The 20,354-nt window shown below is 54.7% G+C and carries 19 protein-coding genes; 5 read left to right on the top strand and 14 right to left on the bottom strand.

The window, feature by feature from the left end; all coding sequences use genetic code 11:
• Positions 1 to 83: 83 nt before the first annotated feature.
• Entirely contained in the window at positions 84 to 1,031 is a 948-nt protein-coding gene (locus AC07UB_RS18710) for a trypsin-like serine peptidase (protein WP_062316941.1), read from the bottom strand.
• A 189-nt stretch (positions 1,032 to 1,220) separates the two neighbouring features.
• Between AC07UB_RS18710 and AC07UB_RS18705 the strand changes: the two genes are divergently transcribed.
• Positions 1,221 to 2,102, top strand: a complete 882-nt coding sequence (locus AC07UB_RS18705) for a hypothetical protein (protein ID WP_062316939.1) — start codon at positions 1,221 to 1,223, stop codon at positions 2,100 to 2,102.
• Positions 2,103 to 2,403: 301 nt separating this feature from the next.
• On the opposite strand, the gene AC07UB_RS18700 is transcribed toward AC07UB_RS18705, so the two are convergent.
• The 3 genes from AC07UB_RS18700 to AC07UB_RS18690 all read right to left on the bottom strand — a co-directional run bounded on the left by AC07UB_RS18700 (position 2,404) and on the right by AC07UB_RS18690 (position 7,732).
• Positions 2,404 to 4,227 carry a UvrD-helicase domain-containing protein gene (locus AC07UB_RS18700; protein WP_062316936.1) on the bottom strand — a complete coding sequence of 608 codons (1,824 nt, stop codon included), beginning with the start codon at positions 4,225 to 4,227 and terminating at the stop codon, positions 2,404 to 2,406.
• Between the two features lie 11 nt (positions 4,228 to 4,238).
• Positions 4,239 to 6,101: an ATP-dependent nuclease gene (locus tag AC07UB_RS18695; RefSeq protein WP_062316934.1), complete on the bottom strand. Its 1,863-nt coding sequence runs from the start codon at positions 6,099 to 6,101 to the stop codon at positions 4,239 to 4,241.
• 464 nt (positions 6,102 to 6,565) lie between these two features.
• Positions 6,566 to 7,732, bottom strand: a complete 1,167-nt coding sequence (locus AC07UB_RS18690; RefSeq protein ID WP_062316932.1) for an ImmA/IrrE family metallo-endopeptidase — start codon at positions 7,730 to 7,732, stop codon at positions 6,566 to 6,568.
• 413 nt (positions 7,733 to 8,145) lie between these two features.
• Between AC07UB_RS18690 and AC07UB_RS18685 the strand changes: the two genes are divergently transcribed.
• Genes AC07UB_RS18685 through AC07UB_RS18675 form a run of 3 tightly spaced genes read left to right on the top strand, consistent with a single transcriptional unit; the run spans position 8,146 to position 10,915 of the window.
• Complete coding sequence (locus AC07UB_RS18685; protein ID WP_062316926.1) at positions 8,146 to 8,598, top strand: hypothetical protein; 453 nt, start codon at positions 8,146 to 8,148, stop codon at positions 8,596 to 8,598.
• Positions 8,595 to 9,233, top strand: a complete 639-nt coding sequence (locus AC07UB_RS18680; protein WP_062316924.1) for an Nmad2 family putative nucleotide modification protein — start codon at positions 8,595 to 8,597, stop codon at positions 9,231 to 9,233. The genes AC07UB_RS18685 and AC07UB_RS18680 overlap by 4 nt, the downstream gene beginning before the upstream one ends.
• Positions 9,230 to 10,915 carry a MazG nucleotide pyrophosphohydrolase domain-containing protein gene (locus AC07UB_RS18675; RefSeq protein ID WP_062316922.1) on the top strand — a complete coding sequence of 562 codons (1,686 nt, stop codon included), beginning with the start codon at positions 9,230 to 9,232 and terminating at the stop codon, positions 10,913 to 10,915. Before AC07UB_RS18680 ends, AC07UB_RS18675 begins: the two co-directional genes overlap by 4 nt.
• On the opposite strand, the gene AC07UB_RS18670 is transcribed toward AC07UB_RS18675, so the two are convergent.
• The 6 genes from AC07UB_RS18670 to AC07UB_RS18645 form a co-directional block, all read right to left on the bottom strand.
• Positions 10,907 to 12,124 (bottom strand): nucleotide kinase domain-containing protein, encoded by a 1,218-nt coding sequence (locus AC07UB_RS18670; protein ID WP_246395428.1) that lies wholly within the window; start codon positions 12,122 to 12,124, stop codon positions 10,907 to 10,909. The two genes, AC07UB_RS18675 and AC07UB_RS18670, sit on opposite strands and share 9 nt — an antisense overlap.
• Positions 12,125 to 12,197: 73 nt before the next feature.
• A complete protein-coding gene (locus AC07UB_RS18665; protein WP_062316921.1) occupies positions 12,198 to 13,739 on the bottom strand; it encodes a recombinase family protein in 1,542 nt (513 codons plus the stop codon).
• Complete coding sequence (locus tag AC07UB_RS18660) at positions 13,729 to 14,214, bottom strand: DUF2924 domain-containing protein (RefSeq protein WP_062316920.1); 486 nt, start codon at positions 14,212 to 14,214, stop codon at positions 13,729 to 13,731. Before AC07UB_RS18660 ends, AC07UB_RS18665 begins: the two co-directional genes overlap by 11 nt.
• Positions 14,211 to 14,444, bottom strand: coding sequence for a DUF3489 domain-containing protein (locus tag AC07UB_RS18655; protein ID WP_494654114.1), 234 nt, complete (start codon positions 14,442 to 14,444; stop codon positions 14,211 to 14,213). Before AC07UB_RS18655 ends, AC07UB_RS18660 begins: the two co-directional genes overlap by 4 nt.
• 217 nt (positions 14,445 to 14,661) lie before the next feature.
• The gene (locus AC07UB_RS18650; RefSeq protein WP_062316918.1) at positions 14,662 to 14,883 is read right to left on the bottom strand and encodes a hypothetical protein; all 222 of its coding nucleotides are present in this window, start codon (positions 14,881 to 14,883) and stop codon (positions 14,662 to 14,664) included.
• Positions 14,884 to 15,017: 134 nt separating this feature from the next.
• Positions 15,018 to 15,293, bottom strand: a complete 276-nt coding sequence (locus AC07UB_RS18645) for a helix-turn-helix domain-containing protein (RefSeq protein WP_062316917.1) — start codon at positions 15,291 to 15,293, stop codon at positions 15,018 to 15,020.
• A 213-nt stretch (positions 15,294 to 15,506) separates the two neighbouring features.
• Between AC07UB_RS18645 and AC07UB_RS18640 the strand changes: the two genes are divergently transcribed.
• Positions 15,507 to 16,076 carry a hypothetical protein gene (locus AC07UB_RS18640; protein ID WP_062316915.1) on the top strand — a complete coding sequence of 190 codons (570 nt, stop codon included), beginning with the start codon at positions 15,507 to 15,509 and terminating at the stop codon, positions 16,074 to 16,076.
• A gap of 151 nt (positions 16,077 to 16,227) precedes the next feature.
• Here AC07UB_RS18640 and terL read toward each other — a convergent pair whose 3' ends face one another.
• The 4 genes from terL to AC07UB_RS18620 form a co-directional block, all read right to left on the bottom strand.
• Complete coding sequence (terL, locus tag AC07UB_RS18635; protein WP_062316913.1) at positions 16,228 to 17,622, bottom strand: phage terminase large subunit; 1,395 nt, start codon at positions 17,620 to 17,622, stop codon at positions 16,228 to 16,230.
• Positions 17,619 to 18,053, bottom strand: coding sequence for a DUF5681 domain-containing protein (locus AC07UB_RS18630; protein ID WP_062316912.1), 435 nt, complete (start codon positions 18,051 to 18,053; stop codon positions 17,619 to 17,621). The genes terL and AC07UB_RS18630 overlap by 4 nt, the downstream gene beginning before the upstream one ends.
• Positions 18,054 to 18,057: 4 nt before the next feature.
• The gene (locus AC07UB_RS18625; protein ID WP_184087191.1) at positions 18,058 to 19,386 is read right to left on the bottom strand and encodes a site-specific DNA-methyltransferase; all 1,329 of its coding nucleotides are present in this window, start codon (positions 19,384 to 19,386) and stop codon (positions 18,058 to 18,060) included.
• Between the two features lie 108 nt (positions 19,387 to 19,494).
• Positions 19,495 to 20,214 (bottom strand): hypothetical protein, encoded by a 720-nt coding sequence (locus AC07UB_RS18620; protein ID WP_156449422.1) that lies wholly within the window; start codon positions 20,212 to 20,214, stop codon positions 19,495 to 19,497.
• Positions 20,215 to 20,354: the final 140 nt, after the last annotated feature.

Raw genomic sequence — 20,354 nt, 5'->3', positions numbered from 1 at the left:
CGTCGTCCTCGGGACGTAAGGCGGAGAATGCATGCGCCTCAGAGCCCGCAGACGCGAGCAACGATAGGGCGGCGAGCAAATGACTACTTCGCGCCGCCACTGATGGCTCTTTCAATTGCCTTCAGGAATTCGCCATCCACTGGCACATGATAGGAGGCGTATTCACCCGCTGAATATTTCTCTCGTCTCACAATACCATTGTCGCGTGCGTTTTCCCTCTCCTTCAGTGTTTCATTGTTTCCCTTGTTGATCCCCAAGAGAACCGTCCCTCGTTCTGACGCTCGCAAGATCGAGCCTCCCGAAGCACCGCCGGAGAAGTCACACGTCGTATCGAAAGTGCTGAATTTTCCCAGCGGATAATAAACCGTTCCAACTTGGCAGTCCTCAATCGACTTTGGAAAAGACTTGCTGCCGGTCGTTGGGTGGCGCCTGTGAAAGTCGATGCTCATACCGGCGACACTTACTATTTTGTCCCCAGTTTTGATATAGAAGTCGCTCAGCGAGGGAAGAAGGTACGGTTCGACCCGTTCGATCGGCCTTTGAAGTTTTAAGACCGCCCAATCATTACCCGTTTTTTGCTTGCCAGGGCATTTGAACCCATTTCCCACAACCTTCGAAATCCTTCGGGTCTGAGTGTCATTTCCCTTCTTGGTCGTGAAGGTGCAGGATTCGGGAGGCGTGCCCGGATCACAATCTCTGGCCCCGGTGAACATATGAGCTGAGGTTGTGATTGTGTCATTGTTGCCAGTTAATTGTGCCGAACCCCGATATTTGCCACACGTGATGATTCCCGTTGCTGCAAATCGGGTCTGGACGTCCGGCACTGACAGCCCGCGTTTGATCGCATACTCGTTCTCGGTGTATCGACCTTCCTCGTCGTATTCATCGACGATCGCGACACTTTCGAAAATATGGGTTGAACGTCTTTCGGAGATATCGCGCCCTAACGGACCGGCGAGAGGAACGTCCATTGAACCGGGATGCATCAGGAGCGCCAGGGCGGAAAGAGAGATGAGTGGAAATCTCATCATGGAAAGTCACCTCCAGACGCACCATCCCTGAGACGGATTCAACCTGCCGATGGCTCAGCGGATACAGGTCGCATATCTGTGCAGGCCAAGCGCGATAGATTGCCAGAGGTCATTACTCTTGGAATGACCCAAACGGGCTATTGACGCTCCTGACATTGCGGAAAAGGCTTTGCTTAAATTGGAGGAGTGATGAACACGCTAATCGTTATCCTGGCAATTGCCGTCTTGCTGGGAAATAGTGCGCTGGCTTTTGACAAATCGTCGGTTCAGCAAATCGCGGTCATCGGTGAAGCGGGTCGCTATACTTTTCAGCAATACGCTGCGCGCAAGGGCTTAAGTGCGTCGGTGATTGCGAATCGTTATGCGTCGACCGGGATCATTGTTTGCGGAAACATGCAGGCATCGGCGCAACTAACCGGAGCGAGCAATATTATCACGACCTCGGCTCATGTTTTTGAAGATGAGAAAACGTGTACGGTCGTGGCGACGCCTTCAGAATGCGTTTTCAAAATTTCTGTAGGCACGAAGTTATTGAACTACAAGGTCGCCGCTCGCGCGGCTACCGGTTTTACGTGCCCGAACAATGCCGAAATTAAAGCCGGTGATGACTGGGCAATTGTTCGCCTCGAAAAAAGCGTCCAAGGTGTTACTCCTTATAAACTGCCTTCCGAAGGGAGCGTCCTTGAGCCGGACGAGAAAGTGGTCGCGGTTGCAGGGGCGTCCTACGATTTTTTCGTTACGGATCGCAGCCGCAACAAAATATTTCCGCGCACGATCGAAGATTGCAGGGTGAGCGACATTCGTTGGGTGAGCGGAAATGGCGCCTTCGTAAAGACCGATTGCGATGGATCGCTGTATAGTTCTGGCGGATCGCTCCTTCGCCCACTCCATGACGGTGATGTACTTATTGGCATCTTTAAGGGAACCCCCGAGTCTCGTGAGATGGCGGACGAGGCTTTGAAAGAGAACCGCTTCAATCAGAGGATTTACAATGTGCGCGATTGGTACTCAATCTATGTGTCCGTCGCCGGAAGGTTTCTGAAGTCGTTAGAATCTGCCGTCCGTTACTAGGTTCGTCGGCCCAGTGTTTCGCGCAGGTCTTGTCCATGCAAGGCTACAACTTGGCAGAGATTAGTCCAGAGGTAGAGCCGGCCGGTGGCGCTAGAGAGTGCGTTGTCCCGCACGGATTTGAAGGGCTCGTTGTTATCAACGGTCACACGATGCGGCAGGTGGCGCGGAGTACAATCAGCTGTCGCGGCGCCATGTCGTGTAGCAAGCAACCGCCGAGCTGATCTCAGAACGTCATTGTATCAAGTTGCCCCGTGCAAAGATGCTGCTTTAAATTCACGCGAATGAGTGTGTTGCCAGGTCACTATTCATCAGAAAGCAAGAGAACGCAGATATCGTCGTTGGGCGATAGAATAGTTGTACGCGTTTTTGCCCGAGTGATGCTGACCCGAAAGTTCTGTCTCGCTTGGCTCGATCGATTTACCTGTGAGTTTGATTGAACTATACGATCAGGATTAGCGACAATCTCTCGTTTTGCTCTGCGCGGCCAACCTTCGAAGATGATTACTTCGTCGAACTGTTTACCTTTCGCCTTGTGCATGTTCATAACAACGACACCGCGCTCCGGCTTATGGCCCGTCGCAAAATGCTCTTGCACAAACGACTGACGGGTAACTGCCAAGGCGTTCTGATAGGCGGCATTTTCGCGCCAGTCCTGCGCCAGTGCCTGGCGTAATTGGGTTCCTCGCTCCAGGAGTCTGACATTTCGTACTTCGACGGCGATCTCCTTCAAGCGCGAACAACCTCCTTGCTCCAGAATCGATCGAATGGCTATCCAGTCCACATCTGGATCGCCAATCAACACCGCAGCGCATGCTTGAGAATAGACCGCTTGAACGGCAATAAGGACGCTCCTGCCGGGAATGGGCTTCCCTGCGGTCAGACATAGCGTCCACTTCTGAAATGCGATCCGAAGTCTATTGGCCTCATCCATATTGCTTTTAGAGGGTGCGTTGCCGCCTTTTCCATGAAAGAAACTGCACAGTAGATCGACGAATTCGCCAAAATGACGCTCGCCACGGCGAGGCTGTAACAAGAACGCGACGACCTCGGCGGCTAGGATAGGGCCTTCCATGTCGACCGCGGCGGAGTGCGATATGGCGGGCAGCGTGCCATGCGGCTCTCGAAGCGCGTCTGACACGAGTCGAGTCATTTTCTTCGTCGGCACGAGGATCGCTAGGGACCAATTCTTCTTGCCAGTTTTGATTAGGCGCGCACGCGCCTGCAAGATTTGTGTGGTGAGTGTACTAAACGCTTGGTTGGGGTTCGACTCAAAGCCCTGAAAATCAATGCCTAGGTATGTGTCCTGCCGAAATTTCCCCGTCAGGATGTCGTTACCAAAGGCCGCGATGTCGGTCCCCTTGCTCCGATGATTGTCGGTGCTGAGATCGTGCGTCGTCGGTGCGAAGGCTATCTTGAAATGATCGAGACGTGCGGGGTCGGCACCGATGAAATCGAAGATCCGCTGTTCCGGGTCCGCAAGCGCGATCAGGGTGCTATTCTGCCCCAAAGCCTTCACGACACGCCACTGGTCCGCGCTCGTGTCCTGAAATTCATCTAGGATGATGAACGGGTACTTGGTTGAAACAAGTTTACGTATCTTTGCGGATCTGTGGAGAAGAGTGCCGACCTGGGCTGCGAAGAGGTCGAAGCAAATCTTTCCCTCGTCCCGGGCTAGGCGAAGTCTCTCGTCGTCCTCCCGCTGACGTTTCACCGCTTTCTCTATGTCTGTAAGCTTTGCATTCGCCTTGAACCCGCTGCGGACGGCGGAAAGCGCGATTGCTTCGTTTGGCGGAGTGAGAATGGTCATCTTTCGTGGAAAGCCGACGAGGTATCCGTGGGCCTTCAGGATTCGCCAAAAGAATGAATGATAAGTATCGACTTCGATCCGTCGCTTCTCCTCGGACGCGATCTGACGCTCCTCGTCAATGGCTTCCAGGACGCGAGAGACGGTAGCTCGCGCGAAACTCAGGAAGAGAATTGTTTGACCTAGCCGCAGATGTTCGCGGGCGATCTTGGCAGCCTTCAAGATCGAAACCGTTGTCTTGCCCGAACCGGGACCGCCCGTGACCAGCAAGTGGCCATTCGTATCGAGGATCTGTTGCTGTACTTTGGTAAGGTCAACCAATGTTGCTGCCCCTATCCGAGCAACGCGGCGACATCGTCAGGAAGTTTCTTCGCAGTCGTTGGCAGATCCTCTGCGGCGACAGGCGGTGGATCGCATAGCGCCTTAAGCTTCGCGCAAGACTCGCGGAGCCATTGCGGGATTTCGGCCTCGCTGCACTGCGCGAGGAAATCAGCGACACCCCAATTTCCCTTCGACCACGCGAAATATTCGCCGATTGCTGCGATGGCCTTGGTCTTCGGATTCGGATATTTTACCAATAGATGGGGAGGCCAACTGAGCACATCCGCAAAGCGCTCCAGTGCGGCTTGAGTGGTGTTTTTTAGCACCAATCCCTCAAAGCCTTTTTCATCATGCATGAAGAGGTGTTCGACTTGCGCCTCAATCGCGGCTTTGCTTGTGATTGATTGCTTGTCGCATGCGCCAAAGGTTCGCTTTCCCAAGCTGCGATACAGTCCCGCTAAATCAGCAATCTGGGTTTCCGTCCCCGCATCGATCGTGCAAATACCTAAGGCTTCCAGCGAGTCGTACTTGTCGGGATTGAGTTCGGCTAAGCGTCTTGCCACTACCGGAAAGGAAGCGGCCTCTGTCGCGCCTTCCGCGATCAGCACCCTGCGCGAAAGCAGGCCTTCGCAGAAACGGGTTCGGAACTCTTGCCGATAGCGTTTATGCTTCACGCTATCTGGGAGCACGATTGAAGCTTGGGTCAGTTGGCCTGTCGATGACCTGGAGAGAATGACCGTCTCTGCAAGGCTAAACTCTTCCAGCACATAAGGTGAGTGTGACGTGAAGATCGACTGTGAGGACAGCTTGCGAAGCTCATGAACGATGCGCTTCTGCGCGTAAGGCGGAATCGCCGTTTCTGCCTCCTCCATAGCAAAGATCACATTCTGCTTGTCTTCGGCGATCTGCGAAAGCATAGCCAAAACGAGCATGTTGATCGTGCCCGTTCCCTGGCGAAAAAAGGGCGCAGCGTGATCTCCGTCGCCAGTCGCGATGAAGGCGGTAATGACCTTGCGCAAATTTTCGCGGGTCAGAGTCGAAACCTTTAAGTGCGGTTTCACACCCCACTCGCGAGGCACATATTTCTTAAGGGACCTGTTGATGGTTTCCAGCACTCCCGAAATGCCAAGTTCCGGGTCGTTGGCGACATTAAAAGACGAGAGACCTGAGATAGTGTCTTCCCACATCTGGGGTCTGATCTCTTTCAGCCTCAGAATTATGTCTAGAAGGCTTCCGTGCTCTAGGCTGAGCGCTCTGGATCCCGTCCGCAAGGACCGCAGATAGAGAAAGCCGCATTTCTGCTTGTCTTTCTTTGTGAAGGGCTGCGGCGTATCACTCTCCGTAAGGCTTCTAGAGAAGTAGGTATTCCCGCCAAAATCGTCCTCGTCTTGATCGTATTGGCCGATGAAGGTGACGCGCAGCGCCGCGACGATTGCTGCAGCATCAACACCAGCCGGATCCGGTACGTCATAAAGCAGGCCGCTTGTGATGTTCAGCCATTCGATATAATCCCCAAATCGCGCCTGCTGCTCTTCCGATAAATCGGAGATGGTCACCTCAATTACAATCCTGGGTGCGGACTCTACCTCGTCAGGGCTTCCAACGTCGGCCTGCGCGAGGCTGTCCACTATACTTGAGGCGCCTGGCTCAGATTTCGCCGCTGGCTTGGCGAGGTACTTGCCGAGAAAGAAGTCATGTTCATCGACTGGCGGGCGGCGATTGAGGCGATCAGGTCCCAAGACCAAGTCGATTGCTTCAAGAACGCTCGACTTTCCCGTGTTGTTGTCTCCGATAAGCACCGCATGATCAGGAAGTGTGAGAGTGGCGAGTAGTATTCCTCTGAAATTCTGGATCGATATCTTGCTTATTCTCACGTCGCCCCCCGGCCGTTTATTTGACTGATCATGGCATCAACTGTCTGTTGAAATAACTAGGACACAGCGACGTGTTCTTCACAAGTACGAGCAGGCCACGTTCGTTTGGCGGTCTGCTTGCTCGATAGCCGTTTTTCCGCACGTGCCCCGCAATTTGGGCTGTCGGGTGTAGGTTCAAAGGCACGGCGGCGGGGCTGTGGGCGCCTCATGCTAACCAGCTACCAGTCGCGGAATTCCACAACGCTGGGTATGCGACGACAACTTCGCTCAGGTAAATTCCACAACATTCGGTATCCGAACGTCTCTTGCTGACCGAAAGAAAACCTTAAGAAATCATCTACACCGAACTTCATTCGTGTCGCAAAAGCGCGCTATCGTTCCCTCAACGCCGCTCAAGATAAAATCTATGAGGTTTTGCGGCTTTTTGACCTCTCGCTGCGCTCGATTTTGAATGTTGCTACTCTCTAGTCTCCTAAATTAAGCATTGGCTTTATGGAATTTCGTTCGATCAAGCGCGAAAAGCGTTTGTAATTTTGGTGGTCTCGCTGCCAACGGCCGGCAACAACTGAAATATGCACGCGTGCCCGAGACGAAAGCGTATGTAGTTCATCAAGACTTGTGTTTTCATTCCAGTCAGTTTCTGAATGAATTTGCGGAGGAATAAGAGTGTCTCTCGCAAGGGCGTCAGCTTCCCTTTCGAATTCGTCCTCACCACGTATGTCCATGTCATCGATGAACGCTTCGTGCGTCTGAATCATTTCGTTGAAATGAAGCGCTATGTGCGCGCATTCGTGCAAGAGCGTGTACCAGAAGTTATCGATGCGGTCGTGACGCAAGGTAAGGCCGATTACAGGAGCGCCTTTTTGATTGACCATGGCGGCGCCATCCAAAAATGTGCCGGGAAGAGCAGGTAAAATCACAACAGAAATTCCGAATGTGATGAGCCTGTCGATCGCCTGTCTCGGGCCGTCTGCTCTCACACTTAGCTTGGCAAGCTGTCTCAAGCTGTCTTTCGTAAATGCGGAGGGCTTGAATAGGCTCCTGAGAGGTGATTGTTCTGAGCGCTGAAGTATTGCTGCCTGCCATAAAAGAAGAGCGTTTTGATCGGTCTTGGACACGGCGCGCTGAGTACGCGTCTTCCTCAAGAGGGTAAGTGAAGGATTGCTCATAGACGCTGAAATGAAGGCGCCAACGTCATTTGCTTTGATGTTGAAGCCGAGCTCATTCAACTTATCGACAGCTGGAGTAGATACATTTCCAGAATCGTGAGTTGGGCTACGTCCGCTTATGAGAGACTCGTATGGTATGTTCAAGCCTTCATGGAGGGACCTAATCATATCAATTGAGAGTTGCCTCTTTCCGGAAAAAACTTCGGAGATGCGTGCGCGCGTTCCTATGAACGGCTCCAGCTCACGCGCAGAAAGTCCTTTCTCGTCCATGCGGAATTTTATCGCCGCGACAGGCGTCGGCGCATCAATCGGCGTGTGCTTCTGTTCGTACTGTTCAATCAACGTAGTCAGAACTTCGATTTCATCATCGTGCTGATCCGTATTCGGCGCCGTCATTAGCAAAGCCAATCGGGCTTTCGATGTCCTCAGGTCGGCGGGCGTGCGAATGGGCTTGATGGTCATTATTTTATAGTCCGGTAAGGCGTTGGGGCAGCTAGCGCGGTGAGGAGGACAGTGCGCCTCCTAAAGTCGATGAGAGTGTCGATTCGCAGGGCGGTAGGCTGAAGGTAAAAAACTACTGCGGGTAGAGCCGAAATATCGACGAGGCCGAAATCGGCCTTTAGCGCGCTGGCGCAGTCCCAGTCGCGGTGCCTCATTTCCGATACCCAGGCCCGCACCAGCAGGCTGTAGTCTGGTCGTTCGCTTAGAAAGGCCGAAACTTCACTTTGCCCTAAGAATCGCACATTGCACTCCGCGCTCCCATATTGGGACCATTTTTCATTGACGGCAAGTTTAAAATCATGCATGATCCCAATATGGGACCAATCAATCGAAGTGTATCGCTCAGTAACTGCAACGTATGGTAGGAGGCCTTTATGCGCCGATTACGGATTTTTACGAAGCATCTGACGTCCGAGGAAATCGCCGCCCTTTCGGCGCTAGCGGCCGCTAGCGGATTTGCCGCCGACGAAATCGAGACGGTTTTAGAGATCGGCGCGCCCCTGGTTGATTGCGACGACGAGGTGATCTTGATCCCGATATCCGCAGCGGCGTGTGCGGCGCCCGACCTCGAAGACGATGTGAAGCAGGTCTCCAACGGGGCGCGCCGCGCAATATGTGTGTGGCCCGAAGACGCTGAGGCCGAGGTCGAGGTGCCAGCATCGGCACGCAAATATGCCTATTCCATTGTGCCGTGGAACGCCGAGAAGTTACAGGCAGCCGCGGCCGACGATGATGTGTTGATCTTTGAGATGCCGTCCGGAGACGTAATGCCCAAGGTCTACACCGAGCGCAATCTGTGCGTTGACGAGGAGGCCCAGCCGAAATGAACGTCTTCTTCTATGTCATCGAGCATGATCTCGGGTTCGCGCCGAATCCCTTTCACGGCGTGTGCAGCCTAGGATGCTGCAAGCCCGATATTCGTAAGGTAGCGAAGGTCGGCGATTATGTGCTGGGCACCGGCGCCGTGAAGCCGAAGTTGCGCGGCCATCTGACCTATTGGATGAAGATCGACGAAGTGCTGACGTTCGATCAGTATTGGGAAGACCGGCGCTTTCGCCATAAGAAGGCGGTAATGCACGGCACGACGCACCTGCGCTACGGCGACAATATCTATCACCGCGACGACAACGGCACGTACCATCAGGAGGACTCCTTCCATAGTAATGACGACGGCAGCGTGTCGCTCGGCGATCTGAAGCGGGATACCGGCAAGACCGACAAGGTTCTTCTAGGGCGGACATTCGCATTCTGGGGGCGCGCTGGCATTCCGATCCCGCCGGATATTGCGTGCTTCCTCAAGACCGGCCCCGGTCACCGATACAGATTTACCGAGCCGCAGAAACAGGAGATTGTGGATTGGATTAAAGGCATGCCCGCGCGCGGCAATATCGACGAGCCCGCGCATTGGCAGTTCCTCGAAAAGAAGAAGCGCAAGCCGAACACGCGGCAGAGGAAGGTATGATGCAGGTCGCTCATTACCAACAGTTCGTTCGGCACACCAATCAGTTTATTACTAAGCCACGCGATGAGGCGCTCTCGATCGCAATGTACGGCCTCGTCGGTGAAATAGGCCAGCTGGTGGCCGCCGTTAAGAAGAAAGTGCTTGGCGAAGGTGGCGAGACGAACTGGGATCAGCCTAACGACGAGATTCGCGAGGAGTTAGGCGATGCCTTCTGGTATCTGTTCGCCGCCGCGCAGCTCGCCAATGACGGTCCCTTCGACGTTCTGACTGGTGACATCGAGAATCTCCGCGCCGAAATCGGCGGGACGGATGAGCGCGCGCGTACAATCGCGGCAGCACTCGATCCTCAGGCGCGTACGGACTTTATGAAAGAAGCTGTGCGCTTTCCTGAATCGCCCGACTTCCTATTCGACGATTATCAGAAGCTCGCCTTCAAAACGGCGCGCACCGACGGCAAAGTGCTTATCGAGGTTTGCCAGGCGGTCCTGTGGCAACTCGGTGCCGAACTTCTTCGCCCGTCGTTGCCCGCCATCGAGATCGACTTAAACCAGAATGTCGCCGACCGACCGACCAACGTCGTTCTCGGCGAAATCGCATGGCATCTGTCGGCAATGGCGAGTCTCTACCACCTTTCGCTCGACAATGTCATTGCGTTCAATTGCACGAAGGTCAGCTTCCGTTCTGAGCGCGGCACGCCGACTGTCCTGCATGACGAGGCCCGCGATCCAAAAGAACAATTTCCGCGCTGCTTCGATGTATCTTTCGTTCGCGTCGGGCCAGGGCAATCACGCATGTATTTCGGCGGCAGGCCGCTCGGCGACGATCTCACCGACAACTTCTATGACGACGACGGCTACCGTTTTCACGACGTGATCCACCTCGCTTTCATCGCTCATCTTGGCTGGTCGCCGGTCATCCGCGGCCTCATGAAGCGTAAGCGCAAGAGCGGTAACAACCGGGTCGATGAAGTCGAGGACGGAGGACGCGCGAAGGTCGTCGAAGAGCTCGTGATTAAGGCCATCCATTCCGAAGGTGACCGGCAAGCAAGAGCGTCAGGCCGTTGTATCGTCGGCCAACCGACGCGGTTGTTTCCGCGTCGCTCGCTGATCAACTTCCGTCTTCTGAAAACGCTGCGCATGTATGTCGAAGGCTTGGAGGTTTGGCATAACACCTATTGGGAATGGGAAGATGCGATCTTCGCCGGTTGCGAAATGTTTCATCAGTTATGCCAAGAGATGCAGGGGACCGTGCACGTCGATCTTGCGAACCGCCGTCTTACTTTCGAGCCCATCGTGTCGCCCAACGTTCAGGGGATCACCGTCGGCCTCGGCATGGGAGCGGCGGTTCTTGCTCCGTCCGACTGCGAGGTGAAGAAGATGTTATCGACGCAGGAGCGGGCGGCGACAGCGCAGTCGCGTCTAGCTTACGTGCTTGCCGCAAAGCGGGCGCTGTTGGGCGCTCTCGGACTGGAGGCGGCCAGTGAGGCTTATTGGTCGCAGATCGAAGTCCGCCTCGACGACATGAATACGCTCTATGTGAAGGCCAGGGATAAGGCCCTCGACCGGGCGTGGGCATTACGGGCCGTTGATTACAAGGCCGCGTTTATCGAGTCGGCTGGCAGTGTTCTCTGTACCGCCACGGCGATCGCCGATGTTGCCGACGTGGCCGATATATCAAAATAGACAGTCGGGAATCCGCGCGTTGAGGTCCCATTTCGGCGGATACCAGGGTGCCGGCGCCGTCTTGCCGGGCTGAAATTTTTGCTTGATCCGCGTACGGCCGGCGACCCCGGAATATTCCGGGAACGCGACGCGCGCGTATTTAGAGATTTCGCAAAACAAGTTCTGGCAATCGATCAGTTGCAGCGGCCGTCCCCATAGCGACTTGAAGTCGATACCGTAGGCGGCGAAATGCTCTTGCTGGGTTTCCCACATATAACGGATGATATCTTCGGCGCTAATACCATCTACGCCGACGAAACATTTATGAATGCCATCGAGTGCGCCGGGCCCCGCGACGACGAAGTCGTCCTCCGAGAAGCTGGTCAGCCGACTGTAGTTGAGATCAATTGCATACTGGTACGCAAGAAAAGGGCCTACCGAAGGTATCGAGCGAAGAAGGGCGAACGCATCCGCCATTTTCTCTGTTGCGACATACCGTGCAGGGAATTCTTCCTTCACAAGATATGTTAACATCTTGAGATGGTTTTGGTGCTTGGCAGTGTGTCCGAAAAAGCTACCAGCTGACGGCATGATATAAGCAGCCGAATAGATACGCTTACCCGCCTTCATGCATTGCGCGAGAACGCGGTTGTAGCGCTCGTAACTGAACGTCTCCCAAACGATGGGGCCGACCGTCCTTTCAAGCATTTCCCAAGTCTCGATCTTATTAAATAACTTGAAAAGTAGCGTGCGAAAGAAGACGTTTGTTGTGTCGTTGGGTAAATCGTCACGGTAGATGACGCTACGGATCAGGTATTGGCTAACTCGGTCCGAGGCCCGGTACGCATTCGTGAATTTGTAAACGCTAAGCACCGGATCGCTCGTCGTTTGCGTAAGCGAACCCTGCAGGCGTCGAAAGAAGATGCGTTGCCGCTCAGCAGCGAAATACCAGTACGCAGCGAAGACTGGGGTCGTCGTGATGGCTTTGCCGCGGATCTTCACCGACAACCGGGGCCGCGATGACGCCGCTTCGCGGCTATCCGCGAAAGGAAAGGAAGGGAAGGAGTCGGCATATGTCATCGGATTTCTCCAGTAGCGTAAATGTTTTTGCACAGCTTGGCTGATTTGACTACCGCGCTTCAAGGTCGTGTCTGGGATACATCCACCCTGTGTCAAAAAAGACTCACGAAAGGACCGGCGAGTTTCGGTCAGGGCTTCGTTGGCATCCATTTGAAAGTCGTCGTCCGCTCTTAGCGAAAAGCGGACTTACAGATTTCATGGCCGGATTTATGATTTCGAGCCCTCAGAAACCGAGGGCGCGACACTGCTCCAACCATGTAAGCGGCAAAGTCTTCGGTATCCGTGCGAGCGAGAGCGCCGACGGCTGGCCACCTGTCAAAATCGCCTTTGTAACGGCTGGTGCTAAAAACGCATGACGCAGCTCCTGCCGCACCAGCTTTGGATGCAGTTCGACCGAGGCGGCGAGCGCCTCGACCGTGTCAAACTTGTCGCTTTGCAGATCGCGCAGCCATGCATGGGCTCGAACAATAGCCTGGACCAATTTCGCACTGGGCTGACATTCGCTGTTTGCCTCAATGATAGTTGCCGAACTCGGTTGGCACACCTGCCAAGGGATCGAGAGTTGATTCGATCGAATCTTTGCCGCCGGGGTGGTCGAGATTTTGACGGCGCGACTGCTCAGGTCGGCACGTGCGACGTAGCTGCCGATAACATCGGCATCCATAACAGCCTGATCAATCTTCAGCCGTTGGCGCAGGGCATTGATCAGCCTCTGTTCGGTGTTGGTTGCCGAGACGCGTGCGACCGATCCGGCCTCAGCTTTTCGGCCCCGCAAGATTGCGGAGCTGACATAGAAACGATAGCGGGCGCCGTTCTTTGACGAAAAGCTCGGGCTCATCGCGTTGCCACGATCATCGAACAGTTTACCCATCAGGAGAGCGCCGCTTTCAGATCGTTTGATCATCCTTTTGTGGATACCGGACTTGAGCAATCCCTGGACCTTGTCGAAAGTCTTCTGGTCCACGATGGCCTTATGCTCGCCCGGATACCATTTGCCGCCGTGGCCGGTTTCACCAACGTAAATGCGGTTCTTCAGGAAATGAGCGAGGGGTCCATAGGTGAACGGGATCCCGCCATTGAACTTCTTGACCTTAGTGTTTCGCCGCTTGGTGACGATGCCACGCTTGTCGAGATCGGCAACAAGGCGGCCAAAGGATTGCAACTCAATGTAACGTCGGAAGATGGTCCGGACGGTTTCCGCTTCAGTAGGATTGATGACGAGTTTCTTGTCCCGGGCCTCATAACCGAGCGGCACCGTGCCGCCGGTCCATTTTCCCTTACGACGGGAGGCCGCCACCTTATCCCGGACGCGCTCGGAGGACAGCTCACGTTCGAACTGCGCAAAGGAGAGCAGGACGTTTAACGTCAGTCGTCCCATCGACGTTGTGGTATTGAATTGCTGCGTCACTGCCACAAACGAAATCGATCTTGCATCGAACGCTTCGACCAGTTTGGCGAAATCGGCCAGTGAACGGGTGAGACGGTCGATCTTGTAGACCACGACGACGTCAACCTTCCCGGCTTCAATATCTTTGAGCAGTTTCTTGAGGGCAGGGCGCTCAAGATTGCCGCCTGAGAATGCCGGGTCGTCGTATGGCTGCGGCAGCACCTTCCAACCGAGTGATGCCTGGCTCTTTATATATGCCTCGCAAGCCTCGCGCTGGGCGTCGAGCGAGTTGAATTCCAGCTCGAGACCATGCTCAGTCGATTTGCGGGTGTAGATGGCGCAGCGCAGCGCAGGGTTTTTTGGAGAGCTACTTGCCATCGGCGGATCCTTGAGACTTTGACCGTAGCCCGAAGAAACGCGGTCCATTCCAGTTGGTGCCAGCAATTAGGGAGGCGATCTCGGAAAGTCCCGCGTAAGTCTTGCCGTCGTAGGCAAAGCCGTCAGGGCGAACCACGACGCGGTAGGTTTTTCCCTTCCATGTCCGGACCAGTTCCGAGCCGGGCTTGATCCGGCGCGGCAAATCAAGCTTTCCGTTGGGCTTGTCGGCCATGGCTTTCACAAGTTGGTCGAGCAGGCGCTTGGTCGGACCGGGCAACCCGCCATAGGTCTTTTCCTGAATCCGATGGGCAATGCTCCGGCGCAGCAGGTCCGGACCGAAAGCTTTCGGCGGATCCGCTCGAAGTATTTCCCGGTAGCGCTTGCGCAGTTCGACGATGGGAGCGGTCGCCAGCCGATCCAGTTCGGCTTCCACCGCGGGATCGGCTGGCTTCGTGGAGGAGGACGCTCGGATCATTTCGCGGTGGCCGGTTTTGCGATCCGGTAGACACGCTGGTCGTCGATCTTTTTTGAGGTCAGGTTCAGCTTGAGCTTCTTGCGCACCGTGCCTGCAAAGAAGCCGCGCACCGAATGCTGCTGCCAGTCGGTGGCCTTCATGATGGCAGCGGTGGTGGTGCCGGACGGTGCGCGGAGCATCTCGAGGACTTTGTCCTGTTTCGACACGGCCACGTTCGGCGTCTTCGGCATGACCGGCTGCTTCGGCGCGACGGACGGCGGAACCTTCCCGGCGGATTTTGTCGGTCGCTTTGCTGCCCGTGTAGATTTACGCCCGGTCTTGCGAAGGGGCTTTCGACTGCTTTTCGGCATTTCGGTTCTCCTGCGTGCATGACAGCATCTTGTGCTGCCACTGCCGCAAGCCCGTCAGTTTCTGACGGGCCGAGAACCTTTCGGTTGAAGAGAACCCTTAGTCGCTCGACAGCCGGTTGAGCAGCGAGGCCGCATCCAGCAATCGGCTGGTCTCATAGAATATCTGTTCGAGATCCATAGAAACTCTTACGCCTTCGGCGACACTGCCGGCCAGCGCACAGGCCTCGGCAGCCTTGGCGATGCGCGCGGCTTCGCCAAGGCGAACACCGATCTCGGTCAAGATTAGGCCAATTGCCTGTTCTGTAATTTTGCGGTCCATCATTCTGCCTCCGATTTACGGCGACAGTGACGCTCCACGTGCTGGGGAAGTCGAGCGGAAACGCAGCAATCTAGTGGCTCTTATCAGCCGGTCCGGATCACAAAATGATCCGAAAGAGCCCAAGGCTGCACGACCTATTTGGCCGGACGCTTTGCGGCGGTCTTGGGTGCGCTCTTTCCGCCAACGTAGTCCTTAAACAGCTTGACGGGATCGGCGCCAAGAGCGCGCGCGATGGCCGTGAACTCGATGATATCCAGGCGACGCTCGCCGTTCTCATACTTTGCGACAAAAGATTGAGGGCGGCCGAGTTTCTTGGCCAAGGCCTGCTGGCGAACGTCCGCTGACTTCCGCACTGCGACAAGCAGGTCGATCAGCCGGGCATAATCCGCGGATTTGAGAGTCTTCTGCATATGCCGCCAAGGCCGTGAATCGGCGGCACACAATTTGATCCCAGAAACGGATTATCCCAAAATAGGATTTTATTAACTGAGGTTAGTGATAGTGCCTCCGACAGCCGAGGCATCGTGGACTTCTGCCCCATGGGAAGCGATGTGCTGATCCACCCACGCTGAGCCTTCGAGATGCGGCGGACGGGCACACCGAGCAAAAGTTTGGAGTTGTCGATGAACATTGCAATCAAGGCGGCCTTGGGCTGCGCGCTTGGATTTATCGCTGTTGGAGCCCTCGTCGGCGGGGGTCGAAGCGCGGCCCCGCCGGCTCCAAGCGTACCTGCTCCATCCGATCAGGTTCGCTTCATTGCGGCTATCACAAAGGCACGATCCGAATTTACATCGGCTCCCAACGAATTGGCCGCAGGCGGGATGCGCAATGTCAGGCAGCAGGCCATCTGCAGCGCTCTGCAAGGTCAGAGCGCATCCGGATGGATAGGAAAGGTCGCCTATCTCTCCACCAATGGCGATGGCAAAGGCGTGATTACGCTCGAACTTGCGCCCGGTTTGCAAGTCTCAACCTGGAATAACGCTATATCAGACTATTCTGATAAGACCCTGATTGATCCAGATACGCAGTTCTTTAAATCTCTCGCCGCGATGAAACGTGGTGACACCGTCCGGTTTTCAGGAGGGTTCTTCCCATCGAACCTCGATTGTATTGGCGAGCAAAGCGTGACCTTGGCTGGATCGATGAAAAGCCCGGTCTTCACGATCCGATTTTCTTCGATCCGAAAATTCTGATCGACGACAGCGGCACTTACATTTGCCCCAACCGATGCTATCTCTAAGTTCGTTCACCTCGAAGTCGGTTCGTTTGAGGTGGCCGCTGGAGCTTCGAAGGGTCGAAATCTGACAGGCGAGCCACGGAGCTGTTGATCACCTCACCGCGCTTTCATCCGACCCACGAAAGGGTCGTATCGTAGCCGCCTTTGTATGAGAGCGCTTGGCTGAGACTGTCAACCTGGTCGTCGTGCTTACCCTGCGGGAAAGTCAGAAGCTCGGTTTCGAGCTGTGCCAGGAATGGCGCCTTTCGCGGAAACAGGACCAAGCCCGCTTCAAACTTGGCTTGATGCACGAATAACCGACCCATCTTATCTCGCTCAACGGGTACAGGCTTGACCGTATAGATGCCGCTCTGCCGAAGTTCCTGCGCCAACGCGATGCCCGTCGAGGTATCCTCAATCAGAATCTTGAGCGGTTCGTCTCGCTGCGCAAGCGCAATAGCCTTGGCGCGGAGTTGGGGGTATTCATAGCGGCCTCGGATGAGGTCTATGAGATAGAAGCGATTGTCCACCAACAGCCAGGTGGTGCAGACAGACCAATCGTTCTGAGCGCCAACCTTTGCCGCAGTGTCCCAGCTATGGATCAGTTTGGTGCGATAACCCCGTTCCGGCAACTGATCGTAGTAATGCAGCCAATCGCGCTTGATCATGCCGCCGCCGTCGGGAACGGGAGATTGCTGATATTGGGCACCGAAGATGCCCGAACCCATTTCATTGCGTAGCTTTTCCAGTGTGGAGATGGTCTCGTATTTGGGATGAAGCGCTTCACCGGCCCGGCGCATATGAAACTCATCATTGCCGATAGCAACCTTCTCATCGACCTCGGCAATGGCCGGCAAGCTGAGGACGGTCCAGTCCTTGGAGTTATCGACCAGAAATCCCGTCAGGTCGTGAAGATGAACTCGCTGCATGACCAGAATGATGACGCCCGTCGCTTTGTTGTCCAGCCGCGAAAGAAGCGTATTGGTAAACCATTGGTTCAGGGAATTACGGAGTGTGTCCGATTGCGCATCCACTGGCTTTTGCGGATCATCAAGAATGATCATATCGCCGCCGAGACCGGTGAGCGTTGCCGAAACGGAGGTCGATCGGCGGAAGCCACGTCTGGTGGTAAAGACGTCGGAATCCGCAATCCGATCGACGCGCATCGTCGGAAACGTTTTTCGATACCAGTCGGATTGAACAATCGCCCGAAAGTCAGCCGCGTGTTTCGCCGAAAGGTCGTTGCTGTAGCTCACGCCAAAGATCTTCATTCTAGGATCATGACCTAGCAAGAACGCTGGCAGTATCACCGAGACAGTCAGAGACTTTAGGTAACGCGGCGGCATGTTGAGGATGAGACGGTTGACCTTGCCCTCTCGAATGAGCTGAAGCTGATGCGAGATTGCCTTGATGTGCCAATTCGCAAGGTATACAGCCCCCGGATTGAGCATCAGGAAGCAACGATGGAGGAAGCTCTCGAAATCATTGCGTAGGACGGAGTGCAGCAGATCGTGATCCTTCACGGCGTTTTCTCCTTTTCACCAAGGGTGGATTGGAAATTCCGCAAGTAAGCGTCGAGCACGGCCTTATCGTCCGGATTGACCTCAGGCTCCGTGCTGGCTGTCGATGCGATTGCAGCCAAACGATTCAACACGAAAGCTGCGCTCTTGGTGTTGCCCTTGAGTGAATCCTCCGCGAGCTTATGAAGGATGCCCTCCAGGATGGTGATCTTACGAACCTTGCCGTTCTGGCGGATCTCGATTTTGCGATTTAATAGTTCTACCAACATGGTTGCCTCACTTCTGGCGCCCTTGGGGCGACCTTTCGGGTTTCCGCTTTTTCCGGGCTTGAATTGATTGGCCTTCGGCGGCTTGCCGTAACCGACATCTTCGTCGCTCGGCTTCAGCCGCACCCGTTTCCGGAAGACACGCTCAACTTTTGGGATCGATGCCATTGTGTTAGATCCTTACGCGTTTGAGAGCAGGGGAGGCGGACCGCTCGGCGGCCACCTCGTCGAAGGTCTGGCCGGTGGCCACGAGAACCGCGTCGAGCTTTGTGAATTCCTGCCAGCGGCGGATCGCTACGTCGACGTATAGGGGATCGATTTCGATGCCAAAGCCGCGCCGGCCGACCTTTTCCGCGGCCAAAATGGTGGTGCCGGACCCCATGAATAGATCCAGCACGATGTCGCCACGACGGGAGCAGTCACGCATCGCATCAGCAACGAGAGCGACGGGTTTGACAGTGGGATGAGCGGTCAGCTCGGCAAGGCGGTCTTTTCGAAATGTATTTACGCCAGCATACTGCCACACGTTCGACCGAGATCGCCCGTGCTTACCAAGCTGGATATTGTTCTGATGGCGCTCTTCGCCGCTTTTGAAGACAAAGACCAGTTCATGTTGCGATCGGTAAAGGCTGCCCTGTCCAGGATTTGATTTAACCCACACGACCATATTCTTGAGCTCGTCATAGATATTCTTGCCTGCGGCTAGGATTTCCGGCGTATGCCGCCAGTCCATGAAGAAGAAATGCATTGAGCCGTCTTCCGAGAAATCAACCGCGATTCCCATCGCAGTGGCGAGGAACTCTGTAAACTCTTCAGACGACATTTCCCCCGAAGCGACGGCGAATTCGCGATGCTTGATCTTGCCTCGCCCTTGCACCGAGCTTACGCGGACATTGTAGGGTGGATCCGTGATAACCATGAATGCGCGGTTCTTGCCCATCAGATGTTTCACATGATCCGTTCGTCTACAGTCTCCGCACAAAAGGCGATGCTCACCGAGCTTCCATAAGTCACTCGTGCGGCTTGTCGCGATACTTTCGAGCGACGGCACAAAATCGCTGGGATCGACTTCAGCGTCGCTGAAGTCGCCCATGAGACTGTCAATCTCAGCAGGCTCGAAGCCTGTGATCTCCAGATCTAGATTGAGCTCCGGGAAGAGCGTAGCGAGCTCGCCAAGCTCGGTTGCCAACACCGCTCTATCCCACCCCGCGTTCGCAGCTATTTTGTTATCTGCTATTGCAAGGGCGCGCTTTTGGACTTCGGTCAGCTCGGTGCAATATATGACAGGTACCGTTTTGAGCTTAAGCTCTAAAGCGGCAGCCAACCGTCCGTGTCCGGCGATTACATTATCTTTATCATCCGCCAATATAGGCTGGGTCCATCCGAACGCGCGGATGCTATCTGCGATTTGTAAGATCTGCTTTTTCGAATGGGTTCGCGCGTTGCGCGCGTTCCGCTTAAGGGCGGAAACGAGGGCTGTTTCGATTTTAGGCGTTTGCATTGAAGCCTCATCCCAAATGAATGAAGCTCCTAATGTTCACATCTCCGGTGCCGCGTCACCATCTCAGATCCAACTGAGAACGTGGCTAAAAAGTGGCTAGCTATAATTCTACGATTTTGGTCTGCGTTTTGGCTTCCAAAAGCCTGCCGAAGCTAGCGTATCAGAAACCTTCTGTTCCGACGGAATTTCGGCCGTGGGGAAAAGGTTTATGAATTCGCGCTGTATATGTTTTAGCCTGAGGGGTCGCTTTTCAACTTGAGCCAACTTACCAAAGTCGATGAATTTGAAGTCCTCAATGAATTCACCGAACTCAATAAACTCAAAGAATTCATCTCCCACGACCATAGTTCGCTTCGCATCTTCCTCAGATAGTCCTTGCCGGAAAGACCGATAGACAGCGCCTTCAATCTTCGCGGCCGCAATGCCGGCATGAATGATCTTTTCATCCATCGGGGTAAATTCATATGGAAGTCTAACGGGTAGGATTTCCACCGCGCGTAACGTGGTGCCATCTTGCAGCGTAACAACCGCATTATGTGACACCATACCTCCGTTTAATAACTCAACAGCATACTCGTCGCGCTGCCCGGTTAAATTATCAATCGCACGAAACGTATTGCCTGATTGCAGGGGGATGAAAATGCTCTCGTCGAAAAGTGATGGCTTATAATCCAGCACGACGAGGTGAAGATGCTTGCCTGCATTCATATTCATCCGCCCAACATGCACCACGATTTGGGCGCCCTCTGAAAGACCGTGGCTTTGCTCGACAACATGGATTGCCTCAGCGAAGGTTGTCGGTTTTCGTAGTGGATCTTTTGGGGGCATGGAGGATACTTCGAATGAGCAATGCAACCGAAGTATAGTATGTTCGAAGTACTTTTGGCTGCCCTTCATTTCTGGGCGAGCGATCAGATTCGCATAATGGCCGTTATGGAATATTGGTGTGCATACAGGGGGCAGTCAGT

This window comes from Afipia sp. GW821-FHT04G03, from assembly GCF_059419985.1.
This window is presented reverse-complemented; position numbering and strand designations above follow the sequence as displayed.